The sequence below is a fragment of the Vibrio sp. R11-SG3-ISO3-SZ genome, assembly GCF_059834345.1.
The window spans coordinates 1-22,287 of sequence record NZ_JCBDGX010000150.1; the positions used below are offsets into that span (position 1 = coordinate 1).

General features: G+C 48.2%; 24 protein-coding genes. 8 read left to right on the plus strand and 16 right to left on the minus strand.

What is annotated here, in order from left to right; genetic code table 11:
* Window positions 1-39: 39 nt before the first annotated feature.
* A complete protein-coding gene (locus tag AC6R1O_RS16890; protein WP_334551061.1) occupies window positions 40-480 on the plus strand; it encodes a YcgN family cysteine cluster protein in 441 nt (146 codons plus the stop codon).
* Window positions 481-850: 370 nt separating this feature from the next.
* On the opposite strand, the gene groL is transcribed toward AC6R1O_RS16890, so the two are convergent.
* The 7 genes from groL to gap form a co-directional block, all read right to left on the minus strand.
* Window positions 851-2,443 (minus strand): chaperonin GroEL, encoded by a 1,593-nt coding sequence (gene groL, locus AC6R1O_RS16895; protein WP_500634163.1) that lies wholly within the window; start codon window positions 2,441-2,443, stop codon window positions 851-853.
* 32 nt (window positions 2,444-2,475) lie between these two features.
* The gene (locus AC6R1O_RS16900) at window positions 2,476-2,766 is read right to left on the minus strand and encodes a co-chaperone GroES (RefSeq protein ID WP_334551057.1); all 291 of its coding nucleotides are present in this window, start codon (window positions 2,764-2,766) and stop codon (window positions 2,476-2,478) included.
* A gap of 346 nt (window positions 2,767-3,112) precedes the next feature.
* On the minus strand, window positions 3,113-3,466 hold the full coding sequence (locus AC6R1O_RS16905; RefSeq protein WP_500629099.1) for a hypothetical protein: 354 nt from the start codon (window positions 3,464-3,466) through the stop codon (window positions 3,113-3,115).
* A gap of 146 nt (window positions 3,467-3,612) precedes the next feature.
* A complete protein-coding gene (locus tag AC6R1O_RS16910) occupies window positions 3,613-4,605 on the minus strand; it encodes a ChaN family lipoprotein (protein WP_500634162.1) in 993 nt (330 codons plus the stop codon).
* Window positions 4,606-4,730: 125 nt separating this feature from the next.
* Window positions 4,731-5,567, minus strand: a complete 837-nt coding sequence (gene rlmA / locus AC6R1O_RS16915) for a 23S rRNA (guanine(745)-N(1))-methyltransferase (protein ID WP_500634161.1) — start codon at window positions 5,565-5,567, stop codon at window positions 4,731-4,733.
* A 107-nt stretch (window positions 5,568-5,674) separates the two neighbouring features.
* Window positions 5,675-6,565: a D-hexose-6-phosphate mutarotase gene (locus tag AC6R1O_RS16920; RefSeq protein WP_500634172.1), complete on the minus strand. Its 891-nt coding sequence runs from the start codon at window positions 6,563-6,565 to the stop codon at window positions 5,675-5,677.
* A 130-nt stretch (window positions 6,566-6,695) separates the two neighbouring features.
* Window positions 6,696-7,691: a type I glyceraldehyde-3-phosphate dehydrogenase gene (gene gap, locus AC6R1O_RS16925; RefSeq protein ID WP_334551052.1), complete on the minus strand. Its 996-nt coding sequence runs from the start codon at window positions 7,689-7,691 to the stop codon at window positions 6,696-6,698.
* A 334-nt stretch (window positions 7,692-8,025) separates the two neighbouring features.
* Between gap and msrB the strand changes: the two genes are divergently transcribed.
* Window positions 8,026-8,427: a peptide-methionine (R)-S-oxide reductase MsrB gene (gene msrB, locus AC6R1O_RS16930; RefSeq protein WP_334551050.1), complete on the plus strand. Its 402-nt coding sequence runs from the start codon at window positions 8,026-8,028 to the stop codon at window positions 8,425-8,427.
* A 92-nt stretch (window positions 8,428-8,519) separates the two neighbouring features.
* Here the strand turns inward: msrB and AC6R1O_RS16935 are convergent, their stop codons facing one another.
* On the minus strand, window positions 8,520-9,338 hold the full coding sequence (locus tag AC6R1O_RS16935; RefSeq protein WP_500634160.1) for a DUF2989 domain-containing protein: 819 nt from the start codon (window positions 9,336-9,338) through the stop codon (window positions 8,520-8,522).
* A gap of 114 nt (window positions 9,339-9,452) precedes the next feature.
* Here AC6R1O_RS16935 and AC6R1O_RS16940 point away from each other — a divergent pair, with 114 nt between their 5' ends.
* Window positions 9,453-9,737 (plus strand): YeaC family protein, encoded by a 285-nt coding sequence (locus tag AC6R1O_RS16940; protein ID WP_334551047.1) that lies wholly within the window; start codon window positions 9,453-9,455, stop codon window positions 9,735-9,737.
* A gap of 16 nt (window positions 9,738-9,753) precedes the next feature.
* On the opposite strand, the gene AC6R1O_RS16945 is transcribed toward AC6R1O_RS16940, so the two are convergent.
* The 4 genes from AC6R1O_RS16945 to AC6R1O_RS16960 all read right to left on the minus strand — a co-directional run bounded on the left by AC6R1O_RS16945 (window position 9,754) and on the right by AC6R1O_RS16960 (window position 12,915).
* Window positions 9,754-10,230 carry a YchJ family metal-binding protein gene (locus AC6R1O_RS16945; RefSeq protein ID WP_500634159.1) on the minus strand — a complete coding sequence of 159 codons (477 nt, stop codon included), beginning with the start codon at window positions 10,228-10,230 and terminating at the stop codon, window positions 9,754-9,756.
* 39 nt (window positions 10,231-10,269) lie between these two features.
* Entirely contained in the window at window positions 10,270-11,478 is a 1,209-nt protein-coding gene (locus AC6R1O_RS16950; RefSeq protein ID WP_500631905.1) for an EAL and HDOD domain-containing protein, read from the minus strand.
* Window positions 11,479-11,560: 82 nt separating this feature from the next.
* Window positions 11,561-12,295 (minus strand): UDP-2,3-diacylglucosamine diphosphatase, encoded by a 735-nt coding sequence (gene lpxH, locus AC6R1O_RS16955; protein ID WP_500657467.1) that lies wholly within the window; start codon window positions 12,293-12,295, stop codon window positions 11,561-11,563.
* Window positions 12,296-12,420: 125 nt separating this feature from the next.
* Window positions 12,421-12,915 carry a peptidylprolyl isomerase gene (locus AC6R1O_RS16960; RefSeq protein WP_334551042.1) on the minus strand — a complete coding sequence of 165 codons (495 nt, stop codon included), beginning with the start codon at window positions 12,913-12,915 and terminating at the stop codon, window positions 12,421-12,423.
* A 212-nt stretch (window positions 12,916-13,127) separates the two neighbouring features.
* On the opposite strand from AC6R1O_RS16960, the gene cysS reads away from it, so the two are divergent.
* Both cysS and AC6R1O_RS16970 read left to right on the plus strand, forming a co-directional pair.
* Window positions 13,128-14,510, plus strand: a complete 1,383-nt coding sequence (gene cysS / locus AC6R1O_RS16965) for a cysteine--tRNA ligase (RefSeq protein WP_500657468.1) — start codon at window positions 13,128-13,130, stop codon at window positions 14,508-14,510.
* A 96-nt stretch (window positions 14,511-14,606) separates the two neighbouring features.
* Entirely contained in the window at window positions 14,607-15,185 is a 579-nt protein-coding gene (locus AC6R1O_RS16970) for a thymidine kinase (RefSeq protein ID WP_500629092.1), read from the plus strand.
* A gap of 73 nt (window positions 15,186-15,258) precedes the next feature.
* Here AC6R1O_RS16970 and infA read toward each other — a convergent pair whose 3' ends face one another.
* From infA to aat, 3 genes are all read right to left on the minus strand, one after another.
* A complete protein-coding gene (infA, locus tag AC6R1O_RS16975; RefSeq protein ID WP_001040192.1) occupies window positions 15,259-15,477 on the minus strand; it encodes a translation initiation factor IF-1 in 219 nt (72 codons plus the stop codon).
* A gap of 82 nt (window positions 15,478-15,559) precedes the next feature.
* The gene (locus AC6R1O_RS16980) at window positions 15,560-16,258 is read right to left on the minus strand and encodes an arginyltransferase (protein ID WP_500657469.1); all 699 of its coding nucleotides are present in this window, start codon (window positions 16,256-16,258) and stop codon (window positions 15,560-15,562) included.
* A 9-nt stretch (window positions 16,259-16,267) separates the two neighbouring features.
* Entirely contained in the window at window positions 16,268-16,975 is a 708-nt protein-coding gene (aat, locus tag AC6R1O_RS16985) for a leucyl/phenylalanyl-tRNA--protein transferase (protein ID WP_500629091.1), read from the minus strand.
* Between the two features lie 18 nt (window positions 16,976-16,993).
* Here aat and AC6R1O_RS16990 point away from each other — a divergent pair, with 18 nt between their 5' ends.
* Entirely contained in the window at window positions 16,994-17,449 is a 456-nt protein-coding gene (locus AC6R1O_RS16990) for an outer membrane lipoprotein (RefSeq protein ID WP_487903235.1), read from the plus strand.
* Between the two features lie 139 nt (window positions 17,450-17,588).
* Entirely contained in the window at window positions 17,589-18,869 is a 1,281-nt protein-coding gene (gene aroA, locus AC6R1O_RS16995; protein WP_500657470.1) for a 3-phosphoshikimate 1-carboxyvinyltransferase, read from the plus strand.
* Window positions 18,870-18,942: 73 nt separating this feature from the next.
* Here the strand turns inward: aroA and AC6R1O_RS17000 are convergent, their stop codons facing one another.
* Entirely contained in the window at window positions 18,943-19,191 is a 249-nt protein-coding gene (locus AC6R1O_RS17000) for a YciN family protein (RefSeq protein WP_500657471.1), read from the minus strand.
* 339 nt (window positions 19,192-19,530) lie between these two features.
* Here AC6R1O_RS17000 and topA point away from each other — a divergent pair, with 339 nt between their 5' ends.
* Window positions 19,531-22,158 carry a type I DNA topoisomerase gene (topA, locus tag AC6R1O_RS17005; protein ID WP_500657472.1) on the plus strand — a complete coding sequence of 876 codons (2,628 nt, stop codon included), beginning with the start codon at window positions 19,531-19,533 and terminating at the stop codon, window positions 22,156-22,158.
* The last annotated feature ends 129 nt before the right edge of the window (window positions 22,159-22,287 follow it).

Here is a 22,287-nt window from a genome sequence, read left to right on the forward strand (position 1 = left end):
TATAAATCGCCCCTTCTTTAACTAATCCAAGATGAGTCTATGAGCGCACCCTTTTGGCAAACAAAAACGTTAGAGCAGATGACGGAGCAAGAGTGGGAATCTCTGTGCGATGGCTGCGGCAAGTGCTGCCTGCACAAACTCATGGATGAAGATACGGATGAAATCTACTACACCAATGTGGCGTGTAGCTTACTCAACACAAAAACCTGTTCGTGCAGCGATTATGAACATCGTTTTGAGTCTCATGAAGAGTGCACCAAGCTGACTCGTGATGACATCGATGATTTCACCTGGTTACCGCACACCTGTGCCTACCGTTTAATGGCAGAAGGCCAGCCACTGCCCGAATGGCACCCGCTGCGCACTGGCTCTAAGTCGGCTATGCACGCCGCCGGCGAAAGCGTCAGAAATAAAGTGGTCTACGAAATCGATGTGATCAATTGGGAAGACCACATACTCAATCATCCTACGCGTGATTAAGCCAATGATTTGTCGTTGAATTGACAACAAGTCCTCGTCTTTAACCTCTTATCCGCCCTCTTTTGTCTCAATGGACCACGGGTTGCTCGGTGCGTGTTGGCGGAGCTAAATCAAAGCGGATGATGAGCCACTGCACGGGTTTTGGCAGTTGATTCATAATAGAGAAAAGTGGACCGGCCGTTTGACTGGGAAAGGTCGTGGTGACGGGCCAAGCCGAAGCGGGGGCTGGGCGGGTGCTACACTCCGCAACGGAGAAATGTATTGATGGCAATGATTTCATCTCTCTTACCTCACAATCCAAAGTGGAAGACAAGCGGGCAACGTCGCCCGCTTGTGTGCACTGACGCTCTAGAGCACCAGTGAGAGAAGGTTAGGCTTCCTCACTCTCAACGTGGTCTGTGATCATGGCTTCGGTGGTGATCATCAAACCTGCAACTGACGCGGCAAATTGCAAGGCGGAACGGGTCACCTTAGCAGGATCCAAGATACCCATCTCAATCATATTGCCATATTCACCGGTTGCGGCGTTGTAGCCGTAGTCCGCATCGCCCGATTTCACCGCATTGGCGACAACGGACGCCTCATCTCCGGCGTTAATGGCGATTTGACGAAGTGGCTCTTCCATCGCACGTAGAGCGACACGAATACCGACGTTTTGATCGTCGTTATCACCTTTGAGATCGGCGAGCTCTTTGGCAATCTTGGTCAGCGCGACGCCACCACCTGCCACAATACCTTCCTCAACGGCCGCTCGTGTTGCATGCAGCGCATCATCCACACGATCTTTCTTCTCTTTCATCTCCACTTCAGTGGCAGCGCCAATCTTGATCACTGCCACACCGCCAGAGAGCTTCGCAATGCGTTGCTGGAGTTTCTCTTTATCGTATTGAGACGTTGCCGAAGCCATTTGCGCTTCAATACTTGCCACGCGGTCTTGAATTGCATGGTGCTGTTCATCGCTGCCTACAATGGTCGTCGCGTCTTTGGTGATGGTCACTTTCTTAGCCTGACCAAGCTGCTCCAAGGTGGTCTTTTCAAGCTCTAAGCCAATCTCTTCAGAGATAACCGTACCAGAGGTAAGCACCGCAATGTCTTCCATCATCGCTTTGCGGTTGTCGCCAAAGCCTGGCGCCTTGACAGCGGTTGCGCGAACGATACCACGCATGTTGTTGACGACGAGTGTCGCCAATGCTTCACCTTCGATGTCTTCGGCGATAATCAGCAATGAACGAGAGGCCTTAGCGACTGACTCTAGAATCGGCAGCAGTTCACGAATACTGCTCACTTTCTTATCGACCAGCAAGATGTACGGATTGTCGAGCTCGACGGTACCTGTGTCTTGATTGGTGATGAAGTACGGCGAGAGATACCCACGGTCAAATTGCATGCCTTCGACAACTGAGAGTTCGTTGATCAGGCCCTGACCTTCTTCAACGGTGATGACGCCGTTGCGGCCGACTTTTTCCATCGCCTGGGCAATGATCTCACCGATAGCGCGATCGCTATTGGCCGAGATACTACCAACTTGCGTAATCGATTCTTGATCGCTGCAAGGTTTCGCCATATCGCGTAATTTAGCCACAGCGGCTTCCGTCGCTTTGTCGATACCGCGTTTAAGATCCATAGGGTTCATGCCCGAGGCCACCGCTTTTAGCCCTTCATTGATGAACGATTGCGCCAGTACCGTTGCGGTAGTGGTTCCGTCGCCCGCTTCATCGTTCGCTTTGGATGCTACCTGTTTGACCATTTGAGCACCCATGTTTTCGAATTTATCTTTTAGCTCAATGGCTTTGGCGACAGACACCCCATCTTTGGTGATGGTAGGGGCACCGTAAGACTGATCTAAAACAACATTGCGTCCTTTAGGGCCAAGCGTCACTCTGACCGCATTGGCTAAGACATTGACACCAGTGAGCATTTTTTGACGTGATTCGTTTGCAAATAGTACGTCTTTTGCAGCCATGATTTTCTCCTCAAAAAGATGACAGAACGAGATTATTCGACGATAGCCAACACATCTGACTCACTGAGAATCAGATACTCTTTGCCATCAATCTTTTCTGTTTTCACGCCGTATCCATCATTGAAAATGACGTGATCACCGACTTTGACGTCCATTGACGCGCGGTCACCATTATCAAGACGTTTGCCTAAACCCACTGCGATGACTTTCCCGCGCGTGGATTTTTTCACCGATTGAGAAGTTAGTACGATTCCCCCTTCAGATTTGTTTTCCACTTCTTGTCTTTCAACAATCAGCTTGTCATTTAAAGGACGAATATTCATTGGATTTGCCTCCTACTTAGGACAAAAAATAAAAGACACAATATGAGCGATTCCTTCGCGCTCGATGAAAAAATAGGGTCTCTCATGGCAACTTCAAGGGGGAAGTTCGATAAAAGATTTTTATGAAAGTAGCGAGGACAATAAAAAAGCTCACCGAAGTGAGCTTTAAAACTAGGAAGGAGTGGCGCAATGGCTAAGAAACCGGGATGCCCAATCGGGGATGCCTAATCTCTGCAATGCGAAATGATTATGAAGCCACAGCAAGGTCGACAACAAATTGAGATTTTTGTCGTCTCGAATCAAAGGCTTGATCCCTTACCAATTGAGAACCGTTGAGCGCTCAATGTTAGATTAGGGCCAGCAAAATGCCGCCAACGGTTGCCGCCGCGGAAAGATATTGCCCCGCAGAGTAAGAGCCGTCTTCCTCTTCTTTGATCTTATCTGGATGATCCATGCCTAGCGCACCGTGGGCGAAAGACTCTACTTTGTCACCGACGGTTTTTTCCGCTTTGTTGGCTTGGCTCTCTTTCTCAATTTCTTGCAATGCGGCAAGCAGTGCTTTCCCTTCCTCTGAAAGGGTTACCGTGTTTTGCTCAACTTTTAAAGGTGCAGCGCCTTTATCTGCAACCGAGGTGTTGGCTTGAGGCTTAACCTGCTGGGTTGGTGCCAGCTTCGCTGACTCCATTCCTACTGGGGTCATAGTGTTCTCCTTACTTCATCCTCAAATAACGTATCGGCAGTGTGGTGTAAAACTTGTGCAAAATATGCGTTATTTGTATGAAAAGCCATCAAGCACAAATCATGCCTATTTATCGGTCGCGAGTGCAGGCGTTCAGCTAAGGTCGATTAGGGGGCTTCAGTCGGCTGACACTTGTTGCTCCCATGACGGGTCGACATTTTATGAAACGCCGCCATTTGATTTTCCATTTTGACGAAGCGCACAGGTGGGGCTAAGACGTGCAATGGGTAATCCGTGTTGAGAGGCTGAGGCTCGCTGGCGGCATCGATGATAGATGCGATATCAGACATAGGTGTAATAACCACGACAGAGAGGTTGGGGTTGCGCGCCAAAATAGACGCTTTGGTTCCTAGCCCTTGTTCGGTATGAAACTTCCCTGCGACATGAATGACTTGGTGGCCTGGGTGGTCATTGAGGTATTGGACGATGCTTTCCGCCATGGTTTCATCCCACGTCATTTGAGCAGCGTACTGTTTTTCGGTTTGGGCGGGCTCGCCATGATGCATTGAGGCCATAAATTTGCGTTTGTATGCGGAGTCCTCGGTGTTGATCTTAGCGGCCACGAGGCGGCGCTCATCGTCGGATAGGCGATCAAGGTAGCGTAAACCGACACGACCCACACAACGTACCGTTGATTTAGGTGCGTTGGCGGCAATGACAGGCCAGTTAAACGTTTTTGCTAGCTCGACTAATGGTCGATAGTCACTTTCATAGTTAGGCCAAGCGTTACCCGATGTGATCAGTGTTTGCTCTCCAATCTCACCGTTAAGGTAGGCGTTGAGATGGGGTTGGGCGTCTCTTGAAAACTGCTCCATCGACAAGGCGGTGTCTCGGCCTTGGCTCGCTATTGCCTTAATAAAATCGGCTTGAAAGCGATGGATAGCGGAATGAGTATGCCATTCACCAATCAAAATAACTTCTGCCTGAGTGAAGGTTTCAGGTAGTGCATTGAGTGACAGGGCTTTTCCCGATGGGTCGTATAGTTGATAGTCATAAAAACTAACGATAGGGGTAGCAGCGCTTGGATCAGAGGTCACTGAGTTTGAACGAGTGGATGGAGAGAGTGACGCTGCGCTGTATGAACAGGCGGTCAGAGTCATACAAGCACTAAAACAAACAAAACGGGTCAATATAAAACGGATCAGCATAAACCGTGGCCTCCTAATGGTCTGCTCGCATACTAAAGGAGGCTCGGGACATTTACAATGCAAATGAGAATTGTTATCTAGTTTGTGCCGGGTAACGCCTGCTTACGATAGATGCGAATCATAAAATCTGCCTCACATTCAAACATAGTGGAGTTTTTCAGTTCGTCACGCAAAGAATCGCTGGCTTTCCAAGCAAATGGGGTCATTTGCAATAGGTCGAACGCATCACCATCGGCGAGGGGGAGGAGGTAGCTGAGCTTTTCTTCCCGCTCAAGGTCGAAGCCTTCAATCGATTCGGCTTCTTCGCTGTGCAGTCGTACATCGTCATAAATTCGCTCTCGCAACTGGTAAAGATGACGTCCTGCTGGCGTGACTGTGATGACCACGCCATTGTCTCGCACGCAGCGTTGCAACTCTTGCGCTTTGCACGGCGCGTAGATGCGTAACACGCCATCGAGTGAGTGGTCGGCAAAGGGTAGGCGGTGGATTGAAGCAACACTGAAAAGGCAGTTTTGGTAACGTTTCGCGGCATAGCGGATGGCGATTTTGGAAATGTCCAAACCGTATGTGTTTGCTGCTGCGTGTTGTTCGATTAACCGATGTGCTACTTGGGTCGTGTAGTAGCCTTCGCCGCAGCCGATATCAAGCAACTGGTGATCACTACCGACTAAGGCTTCGGCGCATAAGTCGGCAATGCGTTGTCGCAGGGGTTGGTAGTAGGTTTTTTCCAAAAATCGGCGCCGAGCTTGCATCATCTCTTTATTGTCGCCAGGATCTTTTGAACGTTTGTGATGCACAGGCATCAGGTTGACGTAGCCCTCTTTTGCTACGTCGAATGAGTGACGGTTTTCACACGAGTAGCGCTGTTTTTCTTGCGATAAAGGCAGATGACATAAAGGACAGGAGTAAGACATATCGAGCTCTGGGCGATTTCGGGGGCTGTATCTTATCAGCTTAGACGAGCGAATCCCAGAAATAGGGTAGAGCGCCGCTCTACCCTCAACGATGTCACGTAAAGGCGCTATTTATTCGCGCTGGAGAGTACGGTGACCAGTTGGTGAGTCTCACCTGGCTCAAGACGTTTACCGGTGTCTAGAGAGGTCGCATGCAGGGTCGACTCGACACACAAAAAGTGCTGATAGCCGCTGTCTTGCATGTCGGCCATCGCCGCCGCGCCTTGCTGCCAAGGGTTCCAAAGGACAGCGGAATTGTGGCCTTGGTTCTCAACGGTAAGTGTGCGATGAAAGACTGGGTCTTCCACATTGATTTGGGGCTCAGGCTTGGTATAGACGCGATCGATGGTGTCGGTCAACTGTAACACGTCACCGCCTTGGCATACTTTCCCGTCTTGAAGGCTATCGATGTACGCTGCGCCCATACCTGTTGTCTGGACTTGGGTAATATCACCTACGTTGAGGTAGGTATGCAGCGCACCGGAGAAGGTCCATGCTTGATCATCAATATTGATAACCTTGAGGGTGACGCTCAGTGTTTCGCCAATCTCAATCAAAAGTCGGGCCTCAAACATATATGGCCAGATGTCGTGGGTCTCTTCACTTGAGAAAAGGGCCAGCTCAACGATGACACCGTTTTCATTTTCTCGATGCTCGACCAATTCCCATTCGCTCGTACGAGCAAAGCCGTGTGCTGGGGCCGCAATGCGTCCAAACCATGGCCAGCAGACCGGGATGCCACCGCGCAGAGCGGCCTTACCATCAAAGACCGCTTGCTCACTCATCCAAATGAGATCTTCTTGGCCTTGAGGTTTGAATGAAATGACATGACCACCATGCAGGGCAATACCGGCGCTGGCTTTGTCATGGATGATACGAATCACCTTTACTTGGTCGACTTCGACAATCGTGACACTGTCAGACAAGACAGTCAGGGCAGGGAGCGTTAATAAGTCCATGTAAGTTTCCTGTGCCATAGAGAGCAGGCGTGTCGCCATTAATGAGCTCTCAAATTTCAGATACAAAAAAGGCGACTCAAGAGCCGCCTTTTATAAAATTCTGCGCTAAACGCTTATCTCAAAGTGATGATTACTTAGAGATGTGAGCGATTAGGTCTAGAACTTTGTTTGAGTAACCGATTTCGTTGTCGTACCAAGATACAACTTTAACGAATTTGTCAGTTAGCGCGATACCTGCTTTAGCATCGAATACTGAAGTGCAAACTTCGCCGATGAAGTCTTGAGAAACTACTTGGTCTTCAGTGTAGCCTAGAACGCCTTTTAGTTCGCCTTCAGACGCTTCTTTCATCGCTTTACAGATGTCTTCGTAAGAAGCACCGTTTACTAGGTTAACAGTTAGGTCAACAACAGAAACGTTAGCTGTTGGTACGCGGAAAGCCATACCAGTTAGTTTGCCGTTTACTTCTGGAAGTACAACGCCTACAGCTTTAGCAGCACCAGTTGATGATGGGATGATGTTTTGAGAAGCACCACGGCCACCGCGCCAGTCTTTAGCAGAAGGACCGTCAACAGTTTTTTGAGTTGCAGTTGTTGCGTGAACTGTAGTCATAAGACCAGATTCGATACCGAACTTGTCGTTAAGAACTTTAGCGATAGGTGCTAGACAGTTAGTCGTACAAGAAGCGTTAGAAACGATGTCTTGACCAGCGTAAGTGTCGAAGTTTACGCCGTTAACGAACATTGGAGTTGCGTCTTTAGAAGGACCAGTTAGTACAACTTTCTTCGCGCCAGCAGTGATGTGCTTACGTGCAGTCTCGTCAGTTAGGAAAAGACCTGTTGCTTCAGCAACAACGTCAACACCGATTTCGTCCCATTTTAGGTCTTCTGGGTTGCGCTCTGCAGTTACACGTACAGTTTTGCCGTTAACGATTAGGTTACCGCCTTCAACTTCAACAGTACCGTTGAAACGGCCGTGAGTTGAGTCGTACTTCAGCATGTATGCCATGTAATCTACATCGATAAGGTCGTTAATACCTACAACTTCGATGTCGTTGCGCTCTTGCGCTGCACGGAATACGAAACGACCGATACGGCCAAAACCGTTAATACCTACTTTGATAGTCATTATAGTTGCTCCACAACTTAATTTCTGATTAAAGATAACTGGTAGTAAAATTACAAAACCCAGTCAAAATCTGCAACCGATAATCGGACTTAACTTGTTTAATGTCAAAAAAAAGTGTCGCTTTTTTTCACAATTAAACGCGAGTGGTTGTTTTTTGAACGGATAGTGGAGTTTATACCTAACCAGTTGATGTAAAATGCGTTGAAGACTTGAACTGCTGCTTAAAGTTTAGCCATTCTGTTATGGTTTCAAAGTATGTGCTACAAAGGTTAAACTGCGCAAGTTTTTCAACAAAAAAGTCACAAATAAAAATGAGAATGTGGAGAATAAGTCAGTGAAACAACATAGCGAAAAAGTCACCAAGCCTGATGAATACTGGCGTGAGAAGCTATCGGATGAAGAGTATCGAGTATGCAGACAGCAGGGCACTGAGGCACCATTCTCCGGTAAATTGCTGCACAATAAAGAGACGGGAATCTACGCGTGTACCTGTTGTGACGCTCCGCTGTTTCGTTCAGATAACAAATACGATTCCGGTTGTGGCTGGCCAAGTTTCGATGCGCCGATCAATGACGATGCGATTCGTTACTTAGAGGATCTGAGCCACGGAATGGTGCGGACAGAGATTCGCTGTGCACGTTGTGATAGCCATTTAGGTCATGTATTTGAAGATGGACCACAAACCACCGGTGAGCGTTTCTGTGTTAACTCGGTGTCGTTAGTTTTCAACAATTGATGGCAAGGCAGCGTTAAACGCTGTGTGTGTTGTTACTCACTTTCAAATTGAACCCATTCAATTCAAAGTGAGTAACCACTAAAAACCTAAGGCTAATCAAGCCCTTCGAGTTGTTGGCGCTGAAATTTCCCGGCCCGAATCGCATCTTCAATATCGTCTGCAAACGCATCCAACTGACGATATTTGTCCTTATCAAAACCGTACAGCAATTGCAGCTCCTTCTCGGAAGCGATCGGCACATCAAAGGCTTTCGCTACCATCGCCCAAACGTACGCTTGTTCGCGTTGATGGGTTTGATAGTGAATACTGGCAAGTGATTTCAATATTTCAACGTTGACAGGCGAGCGCTTGGTCAGCTCCAACGCGTGCTTAAGCAATGCGATGGTTTTTTCTTGGTCACGACCCGTATAAAACGTGGCTAATGCATATTGCATTTCTGCGCTTTCAAGCTGAGGTGACCCTTCCATTTGAAGAAAGGCGCGGCGGGCAGAATCACTCCCAGTGCGACTCCAGAGAAAGTAGAGGGCTTGTGGGCTGGTGGATTCAGAGAGCTTTTTCACTAGCGCTTCGAGATCCTTACCTGAGTTGACCAGTGCTTCAAAACGCCGCTGTTTCAGGTTGGATTGATCAATGGGTTGGATCTGAGAGGCTAGCTCTAGACACTTTTTATACTCTGACAGCAAATTGTATTCTTTGATGAGATTTTGGTCTGTTGGGTCCTTAAAGACTTCAAAGCGGTGCCAAATGAGATCGGTACGAGGAACGCGACATTGGCCATCATCCATATTCAGGCGTTCGCAACGAAGTTCCGGTGTGTCTTTACACAGTTGGTCGGTATTTTTTCGAACTTCAAAGCAGCCCGTGAGTGTGGCCGCTAGCCCTATCAATACCAGTGTGATAAGTCGATTCATACGAAGTTTGCTTGTGATCCGTTACACTTATTCTTAGCCGTTATCTTGACGCCTTCATTGAGGCGGTTAATGTCAGGGCCTTAACAAAAAACAACAGAAACCAAAGGATACGTCATGGACGCAGAGCAGTTGATTAATTCAATTACACCAGAAGCTTACGAGCGTCTCCTCTATGCAGTTGAGACGGGTAAGTGGCCTGAGGGTACACCACTTTCGCAGCAGCAGCGAGATTCTTGCATGCAAGCTGTGATGTTGTATCAGTCTAAGCATAATGTAGAAGCGCAACATATGACAGTTGCGCAGGGTGGTGAGATCAGTTTTAAGTCAAAATCTGAGCTAAAAAAACAGTTTCAAGCAGAACAAGACGACATTTTGCGAGTGAACCCGAATAAATCTTAGTCTCTGATTTTATTCGTTATCCGCAGCATTTTTTAAATTTCTTCCCGCTTTGACATGGGCAAGGATCGTTGCGACCAACCTTGGCCTGATTCGCTTGTGGGAATTCTCCATCGATGTAGTACCACAAGCTATTTTCACGGACAAATCGAGATCGCTCTTCAAGGCATAAGGTCTGTGTTGAGCGACCTTGCTCGGCAGAGAAATACGCCTTGAAGGTGACGAAACCCTCATCATGATGCTCGCCAGGCGCGGTGGATACCACTTCAAGGCCGCACCAGTCGCTCGCGATTGAATCTGCGATGGCATCGCGTTCTTTCTCCGCTTCGCACGAAGGGTGATAGGTGGCGACAACAAAATCAACCAGACCTTTGACATGGGCGCTGTAGCGAGCGCGCATGAGTTGCTCTGGTGTATGGGCATTCTGATGATGTTGATGAATCGGCAGGCAGCAAGACTCATAAGTCTGCTGACTTTCACAAGGACATAAAGACATCCAATCTCCGCTTTTTACTTATATCAGGGACAATCAGGGTTAATTAGACAGTAAATCTGCCGTCCATTGTACCGATTCATCGTAGCATTCACTAACGACTTCTTTCTCAAGGCCGAGCTGTTGACAGAGTTCAGCGGCTTCGTCCCATTGTGCGTGTTCATAGGCGATGACAAGCTTGAGCAACACCCCAAGCGTCCCTTCACCATCAGTGAGTGCATGCTTGACGGCTTCATCAATGGGGATTTCCGCCACGATTTGTTCTAACGGTCTGTCGAGTAAACTGTCGAGCAGCGAAAACATACCCGTAAGAAACGCTTGGCCAGAGGCGAGCTTCTCCTCGAGCTTCGCCGCGACTAATTCGCAGTAGCGTGCGCGCTGAATGGACAACCCGTAAAGGTACTCGGGTTTGGAGTCTTGGGAGGAGGCGAGCGCCACCAAGGAGACAAATTTACGCAATCTATCTTCACCCAGGTAAATCAGCGCTTGTTTAAATGACTGAATCTTGGTGCTGACAATCGAAGACGAGTTGACGTGCGTGAGCAATTTATACGAGAGCGAGACGTCTTTACTCACCAAGGTTTCAATCCGCTGATAATCGATGTCGGATTTTGCAATCTCACTGAGCAGTTGCACTATGGTCATGAAGGAAGGTTCGATCGATTTGCGCTGCAAGATCTCGGGTTTACTAAAAAAGTAACCTTGGAAATAGTCAAAACCGGCTTCAAGCGCGTGACTAAACTCCTCATACGTCTCGACTTTCTCGGCTAAAAACTGGATTTTGCTGCCTTGTAACTTGCGAATGAACAGTCGCGCTTTTTCAATCGGGACGACACGGATATCAAATTTGATGATCGAGACATACGGCAAAAAGGCTTTCCATTCAGGGGAAGGCACAAAATCATCCAGCGCAATTTTATAGCCGAGTTTATATATCTCTTTGACCGCCTCGAGTAGCTCGGGCGTCGGCAGGCAGTCTTCCAAAATTTCAACCACTAGGCTCGCCGACGGAAATAGAGTCGGCACGCGATTGATCAAGCTTTGATAAGGGAAATTCACAAAGCCAACTTTGTCACCCAATGTCGAGTAGTGGGTGGACATAAAATGATCAGACAGCAAACGACTCGTTGCCAGCTCAGGGTCGATTTCTGGAAACGTGTTTTTAGGGCCATCACGAAACAGCAGCTCATAGCCAATAGTATGTTTGTGCCGATCTAAGATAGGTTGGCGTGCAATGTATGAGGTTTTCAAAGTAGCAGTCTAATTTCAACGTGTTACCGAACATTGAAATTAAGTATAGGCACAATTTATTGAAAAATCTGGTACTTATTTGTCAATTTGTTGATAGGAATGCACGATTTTGTAGGTCGTATCCTGTTTTATCAACCACTAAGACCGATCCTTGTGTGTACCAATCCCCTAATACGACGCGATGCAGGGTTTTTCCGTTACTGATAAAACGGTGAATATTCGGGCGATGAGTGTGGCCATGAATCATGAGCTCAACATGGTGTTTATTCATCACGCTCTCCACTTCTTGCTGATTGACATCCATGATCTCAAGGGATTTGGTCTGCTTATCTGCACTGATGTCTGTTTGTACCTTGGCGACGATCTTCTGCTTGATGAACATCGGGATACGATTGAACACCCATTGTAGCCAAGGCTGATGAACTTTTTTTCGGTACTCAAGATAGCTGACATCGTCAGTGCACAGCGTATCACCGTGCAGAATCACGGTGGGCTGACCATACAAATCAATGACGGTCTCATCCCCGAGTAAGGTGACTCCGGTTTGCTTTGCAAAGCGCTTACCGACCAAAAAATCACGATTCCCCTGAGTAAAATAGCAAGGCACACCAGAGCGTGTTAAGCGGCGAAACTCGTCACGAATAGTTTGCGCGAATTTAGACTTATCGTCATCTCCCACCCAAAATTCGAACAAATCACCCAAGACATATAAGGCGTCGGCTTGGCTGGCTTCTTCGCGCATAAAGCGAATAAAACACGCGGTGATCTCGTGCGTTGAAGGGGAGAGATGCAGATCGGAAATAAACAGAGTGGTCATAAAGCAATCAGAATTCAGGCGAGCCCAGTGGGCAGAAAGGGTAGGGCAAAACAATCACAGGTTTAGGGTAAAAGCGCCCAATATAGGAAAAAAGAGCTGCATTAGGCAGCTCCTCTCTGGATAGATTACTCTTCGATCGTTGTGCCAGTGATCACAACATCTTCAAGCGGTACGTCTTGGTGCATGCCGTAAGAACCTGTGCTGACACCTTTGATCTGGTTAACAACGTCCATACCTTCAACGACTTCAGCGAAGACACAGTAACCCCAACCGTCAAGACTTTCACTGCGGAAGTCTAGGAAGGTGTTGTTGTTTACGTTGATGAAGAACTGAGAGCTTGCAGAGTGCGGCTCCATGGTACGTGCCATTGCTAATGTACCCACTTTGTTGCTTAGGCCGTTGTTTGCTTCATTTTTGATAGGAGCACGAGTAGCCTTTTCGCGAAGACCAGACTCCATGCCACCGCCTTGAATCATGAAACCGTCGATAACGCGGTGAAATAGCGTGTTATCGTAGAAACCGTCGCGGCAGTATTGAAGGAAGTTTGCGCTGGTTTCCGGTGCTTTCTCTTCGTTTAGCTGAATTTTGATGTCACCAAAATTAGTGTGAAGGGTGATCATGATTATGTCCTTTCGGTCGATTTTCTATGTGAAGGCAAGATTCTAACGTAAGTTTTACGACTTTCCTACGTCCAAAGTCAGTCGTGTTGTTCACGTACTGGCCCTTTGTCACAAGGATAGTCGGTTTTTCGCCGAGTTAGGGATGACTTCGCCAAGCAGGACTTGATATACTGCTCCACTATTTTGTTTCACTCATTTATTAGATAGAGATCATGTTAAAGATATATAACACACTCACAAGACAGAAAGAGGAATTCAAACCCATCACCGCTGGCAAAGTCGGCATGTATGTCTGTGGCGTCACCATCTACGATCTCTGTCATATTGGTCATGGCCGTACGTTTGTGTCTTTTGATGTGGTCTCACGTTACCTACGCTACCTAGGCTACGATCTCACGTTCGTGCGCAACATTACTGACATTGATGACAAAATCATCAAACGTGCAAATGAAAACGGTGAGAGCTGTGATGCGCTGACAGAACGTCTTATCGGTGAGATGTACGCTGACTTTGATGCTTTGAATATGAAGCGCCCAGATGTTGAACCTCGCGCGACTCAATTTATCCCTGAAATCATCGCCTTGGTTGAAAAACTGATCGAGCGTGGTTTTGCCTATGTGGCCGAGAATGGCGACGTGATGTTTGAAGTGGGCAAATTTGACGAATACGGTAAGTTGTCAAAACAGGATTTGGATCAGCTGCAAGCTGGTGCGCGCGTTGATGTGGAAAGCGCAAAACGCAGCCCGCTTGATTTCGTGTTGTGGAAAATGTCGAAGCCGGGTGAGCCAACGTGGGAGTCACCATGGGGCCCGGGCCGTCCTGGCTGGCACATTGAGTGTTCGGCAATGAACTCGTCGATCTTGGGCAATCACTTTGATATTCACGGTGGTGGTTCCGATCTGCAGTTCCCACACCATGAAAATGAAATCGCACAATCTTGCTGCGCACACGGGACACAATACGTGAACACCTGGATGCACAGTGGCATGGTCATGGTCGACAAAGAAAAAATGTCCAAGTCGCTGGGTAACTTCTTTACTATCCGTGATGTGTTAGGTCATTACGATGCAGAAACCGTGCGTTACTTCTTAATGTCGGGTCACTACCGCAGTCAGTTGAACTACAGCGAAGAGAACCTTAACCAAGCGCGTGCGTCGCTAGAGCGTTTGTACACAGCGCTACGTGGCTTGGATCTGTCTGCCTCCGCATCGGGCGGGCAGCAGTACATCACTCGCTTTACCGAAGCGATGAACGACGATTTCAATACGCCGGAAGCCTATTCAGTGCTCTTTGATATGGCGCGTGACATCAATCGTTTGAAGAGTGAAGACATCAATGCCGCGAACGGTTTAGGTGTCCTGATGCGCGAATTGGCAGACATCATCGGCATTCTTGGTCAAGATCCCGAAGCTTTCCTAAAAGGCGACGCGGGCAATGACGACGAAGTGGCCGAGATTGAAGCGCTTATCAAACTGCGTAACGACAGTCGCGCCGCTAAAGATTGGGCAAACGCGGACATGGCGCGAGACAAACTGACCGAGATGGGTATCGTTTTGGAAGATGGCCCAGAAGGGACCACCTGGCGTCGTAAATAATTTTAACTTAAGGGCTGACTTTTCAGCCCTTTTTGTCATTTTAATCGGCCGCATTGAGTACGCTCATGTTGCCACTTTTGCTACAGGTAACCTTTCGTGGCTCAGATGTACTTCTACTACTCTGCGATGAATGCAGGGAAATCCACCACACTACTTCAATCGTCTTTTAACTATCAAGAACGTGGTATGACGCCGGTGATTTTTACCGCAGCGTTAGATGACCGTTACGGCATCGGTAAAGTCAGCTCTCGTATCGGCTTGCAATCTGACGCGCAGCTGTTTCGCGCTGAGACGGATCTCTTTGCAGAGATCAAAGCGCTGAACGAACACCAAAAGCGTCACTGTATCTTGGTCGATGAATGTCAGTTTCTCACTAAAGAGCAAGTTTACCAGTTGACCGAAGTGGTGGATAAACTGCATATCCCTGTGCTCTGTTATGGTCTAAGAACCGATTTTCTTGGTGAGCTGTTTGAAGGAAGTAAGTATTTACTTTCTTGGGCAGATAAGCTGATTGAACTGAAAACGATTTGTCACTGTGGAAGAAAAGCTAACATGGTGATTCGCACCGATGAAGAGGGCAACGCCATCGCTCACGGTGATCAGGTGGCCATCGGGGGCAACGACAAATACGTGTCGGTGTGTCGTGAGCACTACAAAGAAGCGCTGGGTAAATAAAGTTTTTCAGTGATTCACCAACAAAAAAGCGGAGCCTAGCTCCGCTTTTTTGTTGCTGTCTGATAATCAAAGATTAACGAGCACGGAAGACGATGCGACCTTTTGATAGATCGTATGGAGTCATCTCTACAGTTACTTTGTCACCAGTAAGAATACGGATGTAGTTCTTACGCATTTTACCAGAGATGTGAGCAGTCACGACGTGGCCGTTTTCTAGTTCAACACGGAACATTGTGTTTGGTAGAGTATCAAGGACCGTGCCTTGCATCTCAATTACGTCTTCTTTAGCCATTTAATCCTCTTTTAAAAAAATGGGCGATTTTCAGCGGCGAGAAAGGCCGATAAAAATGAATTAAGTAAAGTTGGGGCGTATTCTACCCTTGCCAACGCTGATTTACTAGCCTTTGATGACGCGCAAATCGGACTTTATAGTTCATAGCCGGGCATTCATCGATTTGATAGCCAAGATAGAGCCACTGTTTTCCAGCGTTCTGACAATAGGTGATTTGCAGCAAGACCGCTAAGGTGCCTAAGGATAAATCGATGTCTGGGTCGAAGAAGGTATAAAACGCACTGGCACTATTGGAGAGAATATCGGTGACCGCGACCGCAATTAAACGCTCGCCATCATAGAGGTGTAAATATTGGGTGTTGAGCCAGTTGCAACGTGAAAATTGAGCAAACTCGTTTTTCTTTGGCGGATACATACTGCCTTGGTGGTGACGAGCGATGATGTAGCGTGAGTAGAGATCAAACCAATCCTCATCTAAGGTCTCTTTGAGTTGCCAAGTCAGGTGGCGTGATTTGGCCAAGAGACGCTTTTGACTCTTGCTTGGTACGAAGTCGGGCAGTGATACTCGCAGCGCCTGACAAGATTGGCAATGGTCACAGTGCGGTTTGTAGATGGTGTCGCCGCTACGGCGAAACCCATTGGCCAGCAGCACTTCGTAACTAGAAGCGCTGTGCATTTTAGGGTCGAGTGCAACCGCCACGCGCTCTTGCCTCTCCTTGAGGTAACTGCATGGGTGACTGTCGGTTAATCCAATTCGAATCTGCTGTAAATCAGAGCTCATTCACGTTCTCTATTCATCGGCTAAGGTTTGCTGAGCAAAACAGCCTAGTTTGACGCTTTGTGCTTTTAATAATAGCAGTTGTTGCATAAAGTCCTCTCTTTCTATCTCCTCTGCGCCCAATGAGTCAAGGTGCGGATTCATCACCTGGCAGTCAATGAGCTGGCCATCATGACGGGCAAAGTGGCGACAAAAATACCAAAGCGCCACTTTGGAGGCGTTGGGTTTGAGGCTAAACATCGACTCACCACAAAACAGTTGGCCAACGCTGACGCCATAGAGACCGCCAATCAAGGTCTCGTCTTGCCACACTTCGACCGAATGGACGCGCCCTTTCTTGGCCAACCTTTTATACGTGTCACGCATCTCTTCGTTCAACCATGTCTCATCGGCAGGGCGAACACTGGCGCAATAGTCGATCACTTGTGCGGTCGCCTTGTTTATACTCACAGAGTAACGCTGTTTTTTTTGAAACTTCTTGAGACTTTTTGCCGGGGCAAAGGTCTTAGGATAAAAGACCGCCCTCGGTGCTGGGCTCCACCACAAGATGGGTTCACCTGGCCCAAACCAGGGGAAGATGCCGTGCTGATAAGCCAGTTCAACGCGCTCTGGTGAGAGATCGCCGCCAAAGGCGAGTAGGCCGTTGGGCTCTTCTAACGCCTCAAATGGAGACGGAAAGCTCAGCGTTTGGGGGTCTAACTCAGTCAAATATATCGTCATAATCGAAGAGGACGTGAGATGAAAAAGTGGACTTGGATCTTATTGATTTTTCCTCTGTTTGCCAATGCTGCTTATCAGAGAAATGTTGCCAGACCTGTGAACGAAGTGGTGTTTGGCGCAGTGGATACCGTGCGCTACATCAGTCAAGAAGAAACCGTTCAGTCGCACGCGAATGGCTGGGAAACCTTGTTAGGTGCCGTCATTGGTGGTGTGGTTGGCAATCAGTTTGGTGATGGTACCGGGAGAGAGGTGGCAACGGCGGTAGGCGCCGTCGCGGGAGCCAGTGTGGCAAGGCATCGTGCCAATCAAATCTATAAAGTGGAGTACAAATTGGTTGAGCTGTTGATTGAAACCGACAGCGGCCACTTGGTGGATGTGATTCAAGATGTGGACCCCAACATGCTATTTAGTCGCGGAGATAAAGTCAGGATTTTGTATTTTGACAACGGCGTTCGGGTGGATAAGACCTATTGATGGAGTCGCACAGGCACTCAATCGTATTTGTACGTGACTTAGCTCTGGTTTTAACCGGGGATTTTAGTTAGTCTGCCAGTACGAAGAATTTTTCATTGCCCTCAATAGGAATGAGGGTGATAAAGGAACAACTCACTGAATGGAAAGCCTTACGTTACAACCGATCAATAAAGTCAATGGTGAGGTCAACTTACCTGGTTCAAAAAGTGTCTCAAATCGTGCGCTGCTGCTTGCTGCGCTAGCAAAAGGGACAACACGCCTGACAAACTTACTCCATAGCGACGATATTCGCCATATGCTCAATGCACTGACGCAACTTGGCGTCAGCTACACCTTATCGGACGATAAAACCGCCTGTGAGGTGGAAGGTCTCGGTCACGCATTTCATAGCGAGGGCGCACTTGAGCTCTTTTTGGGCAATGCCGGCACGGCGATGCGCCCATTGGCTGCGGCGCTCTGTCTTGGCACTGGCGATTATGTGCTGACTGGCGAGCCGCGCATGAAAGAGCGCCCGATTGGTCACTTAGTGGATGCGCTACGTCAAGCTGGTGCGGAGATCACCTATCTGGAAAAACCTAACTATCCACCGCTGAAAATTCAAGGCACGGGGCTTTCTGGTGGTACCGTTGAAATTGACGGCTCCATCTCGAGTCAGTTTTTGACCGCATTCCTTATGGCAGCACCGCTGGCGAAAGGGGATGTGGCGATCAAAATCATTGGTGAGTTAGTCTCAAAGCCTTACATCGATATCACTCTGCACATCATGAAGCAGTTTGGTGTTGAAGTAGAGAACCGCGACTACCAAGAATTTGTGATCCAGAGTGGCCAATCTTATCTCGCCCCGGGTGATTTTCTGGTTGAAGGTGATGCCTCTTCCGCGTCTTACTTCTTGGCTGCCGCCGCGATTAAAGGCGGAGAGATCAAAGTCACCGGCATTGGCAAAAACAGTATCCAGGGCGATATTCAATTTGCTGATGCTCTTGAAAAAATGGGCGCTCAGATTGAGTGGGGGGATGACTACGTCATATCACGCGTGGGCGAGCTTAAAGCGGTAGATATGGATTTCAACCATATTCCCGATGCGGCGATGACCATCGCCACCACCGCGCTGTTTGCAAAAGGGACAACCGCGATACGCAATGTTTATAACTGGCGCGTGAAAGAGACAGATCGCCTATCGGCGATGGCAACGGAGCTGCGTAAAGTCGGTGCAGAGGTGGAAGAGGGTGAGGATTACCTTATCGTGACGCCGCCAGCAACGCTGACACACGCTGCGATCGATACCTACGATGATCACCGTATGGCCATGTGCTTTTCGTTGGTTGCACTGAGCGATACGCCAGTGACGATTAATGATCCCAAGTGCACCTCTAAAACCTTCCCAGACTACTTCGAAAAATTGGCGGCGCTGAGCTGCTAACGAGGGTGAATGGATTAAAGCCAAGGCAAAAGTCCTTGGCTTTTTTTGGGGCTAGAGAGGGGCTATCGCTCGGTTATTTTGCGAGTGTAAACTCTTTAGACAGGTGATGAGCGAGGTATTTAAACATGTTGAATACGGCGGTCGTCTCTTGGGTAGGTAGGCCATTGTCATCAAGAAAGTAGTCACCTTTGAATACCAATACGTCCTCTTTTTCTTCTACGCTGGTCGCTCGCATCCCTTCGATATAGTCATCATGTTCTTGGATGATGTGATTGGCGATCATCAATAATTCCGCTTCTGAGATGGTCTGTTTATCGCTCATGGGGTTACCTCTTTGATATTGATAGCCGAATTCTAAGCATCTTTTCCATAATTTCAATGCGTGTTTACGTTGGATAAAGAGGACAGTGCGGCTACGCTTTTGTGAGCAAATGCAAAAATCGTTTCGATTTCTAAAGCGCATCGCTGAGTCTATCTATAGTATGTGCGCCCTTCTTTATTACCCATAGTGGGAGAGTCGTCGAATTGTCGAGCAGTCAATTGACTTTTTTAAAAAAGGTATTGATCTTCTTGCAATCTCGCTCAATAGTAAAAAAAGAAGCAAAATTTTAAGTATATCGTGCGCTAAAAGCGCTGCCGAAATAGGACACTTGAGTCGATTATGGGTAAGTCACTGGTTATTGTGGAGTCGCCAGCCAAAGCGAAGACCATCAATAAGTATTTAGGTAAAGACTTCATTGTGAAGTCGAGTGTTGGTCACGTCCGTGACCTACCAACTGCGGGTCAAAGCACAGGCCAGAAGGCGGCGGCGATCTCGACAAAAGGTTTGAGCGCTGAAGAAAAAGCCAAAATCAAGAAAGAGAAAGACAGGAAAGCACTGATCAAAAAGATGGGCATCGACCCATACCACGGTTGGGAAGCAAACTACCAAATCCTACCCGGCAAAGAGAAAGTGGTTGCAGAGCTGCAAAAGCTTGCTAAAGACGCGGACGCCGTCTATCTCGCCACCGATTTGGACCGCGAAGGAGAAGCCATCGCTTGGCACCTTCGTGAGATCATCGGCGGCGATGAAGAGCGATACAAACGCGTTGTATTTAACGAAATTACCAAGAACGCGATTCAACAAGCATTCCAAAAACCGGGTGAGTTGAGCATGGACGGCGTCAATGCACAGCAAGCGCGCCGTTTTATGGATCGCGTTGTGGGCTTTATGGTGTCACCACTGCTGTGGAAAAAGGTGGCTCGAGGCTTATCTGCTGGTCGCGTGCAGTCAGTGGCGGTGAAACTGCTGGTTGAGCGTGAACGTGAAATCAAAGCGTTTGTCCCTGAAGAGTTCTGGGACATTCATGCCAACACCAAAACGGCGGACAAGACAGATTTTCGTCTTCAAGTCGCGCAAGAAAATGGTACGGCATTTAAGCCCGTCAATGAAGCGCAAACTCAAGTGGCGTTGGATGTGCTCAAAAACGCCGCTTTTGAAGTGTGCAAGCGCGAAGATCGCCCGACATCCAGTAAGCCTTCCGCCCCTTTCATTACTTCAACGTTGCAGCAAGCGGCGAGTACCCGTCTTGGCTATGGCGTAAAGAAAACCATGATGCTGGCTCAAAGGTTGTATGAAGCCGGTTACATCACCTATATGCGTACCGACTCGACCAATTTGAGTGCAGAAGCGGTCGACAGTGTGCGTGGCTTTATTGGCAGTGAATACGGTGATGCCTATTTACCCGCCAAACCGAATGTTTACGGCAGCAAAGAAGGGGCGCAAGAAGCGCACGAAGCGATTCGTCCTTCGGATGTTGCGGTGAAAGCCGAGGATTTACAAGGCATGGAAGCGGATGCGCACAAACTCTATGCTTTGATTTGGAATCAGTTTGTCGCATGTCAGATGACCCCTGCTAAGTACGATTCCACCACCGTTAGCGTTAAAGCGGCACAATACACGCTGAAAGCGAAAGGTCGTATTCTTAAATTTGACGGTTGGACACGCGTTCAGCGCCCGATGGGTAAGAACGAAGACCAAATTCTACCGCCAGTGCAAGTGGGCGATCACGTTGACCTAGTGAGCTTAGATCCTAAGCAGCACTTCACCAAGCCGCCTGCTCGTTTCACCGAAGCGGCACTGGTTAAAGAGCTTGAAAAGCGCGGCATTGGCCGTCCGTCGACGTACGCATCTATCATCTCTACCATTCAAGACCGTGGCTATGTGAAAGTGGATCAGCGCCGTTTCTATGCCGAGAAGATGGGTGAGATCGTCACCGATCGTCTTGATGGTAGCTTTGATGAGCTGATGAACTACGAGTTCACGTCTAAGATGGAAGAGAAGCTCGACCAAATCGCTGAGGGTTCCGCCAACTGGAAATCGGTCCTCGATAGCTTCTTCAAAGATTTCACTCAAGATCTTGAACAAGCTGAGCAAGATGAAGAAGAAGGCGGTATGAAGCCTAATCATATCGTTTACACCGACATCGAATGCCCGACCTGTTCACGTCCAATGGGAATTCGCACCGCATCGACAGGGGTTTTCTTAGGGTGTTCGGGCTATGCGCTGCCACCGAAAGAGCGTTGTAAAACCACCATTAACCTCGGTGACGAAGAGGGCATCATCAATGTCCTTGAAGAAGACGTTGAAACCGCGGCATTGCGAGCGAAGAAACGTTGTCCTATCTGTGAAACCGCGATGGACGCGTATTTGATTGACGACAAGCGCAAACTGCACGTGTGTGGTAACAACCCGAACTGTGAAGGTTATGTGGTTGAAAAGGGCGAGTTTAAAGTCAAAGGGTACGATGGCCCTGTCGTTGAGTGTGACAAATGTGGCAGTGACATGGTGCTGAAAAACGGTCGATTTGGTAAATACATGGACTGCACCAGTGAGACCTGTAAGAACACGCGTAAGATTCTGAAAAATGGTGAGGTAGCGCCGCCTAAAGAAGATCCTGTACATCTTCCTGAGCTACCTTGTGAGAACTCAGAGGCTTACTTTGTGCTCAGAGACGGTGCGTCTGGTCTCTTCCTCGCAGCGAGTACGTTCCCGAAATCTCGTGAAACTCGCGCACCTCTAGTTGAAGAGTTGGTGAGGTTTAAAGACCGCTTGTCACCTAAGTTCCTCTACTTGACCGAAGCGCCGCAAAAGGATCCGGACGGATTGCCTATGGTGGTTCGTTTTAGCCGTAAGACTAAAGAGAACTACGTTCGTTCAGAAGTTGAAGGTAAGCCAACGGGTTACACCGCTTTGTATATCGACGGAAAATGGGAAGTGTCGGACAAGCGTAAAAAATCCGCCAAGTAACACGACGATGTCTTTACGATAAGCACGTCTTCAGCAGACCCCAAAGGCAGCCAATCTAGGCTGCCTTTTTAGTTTTAGAACTAACAATAATAAGCATGGTGAATGGGATGGCGATCCCCATTTGCCAAA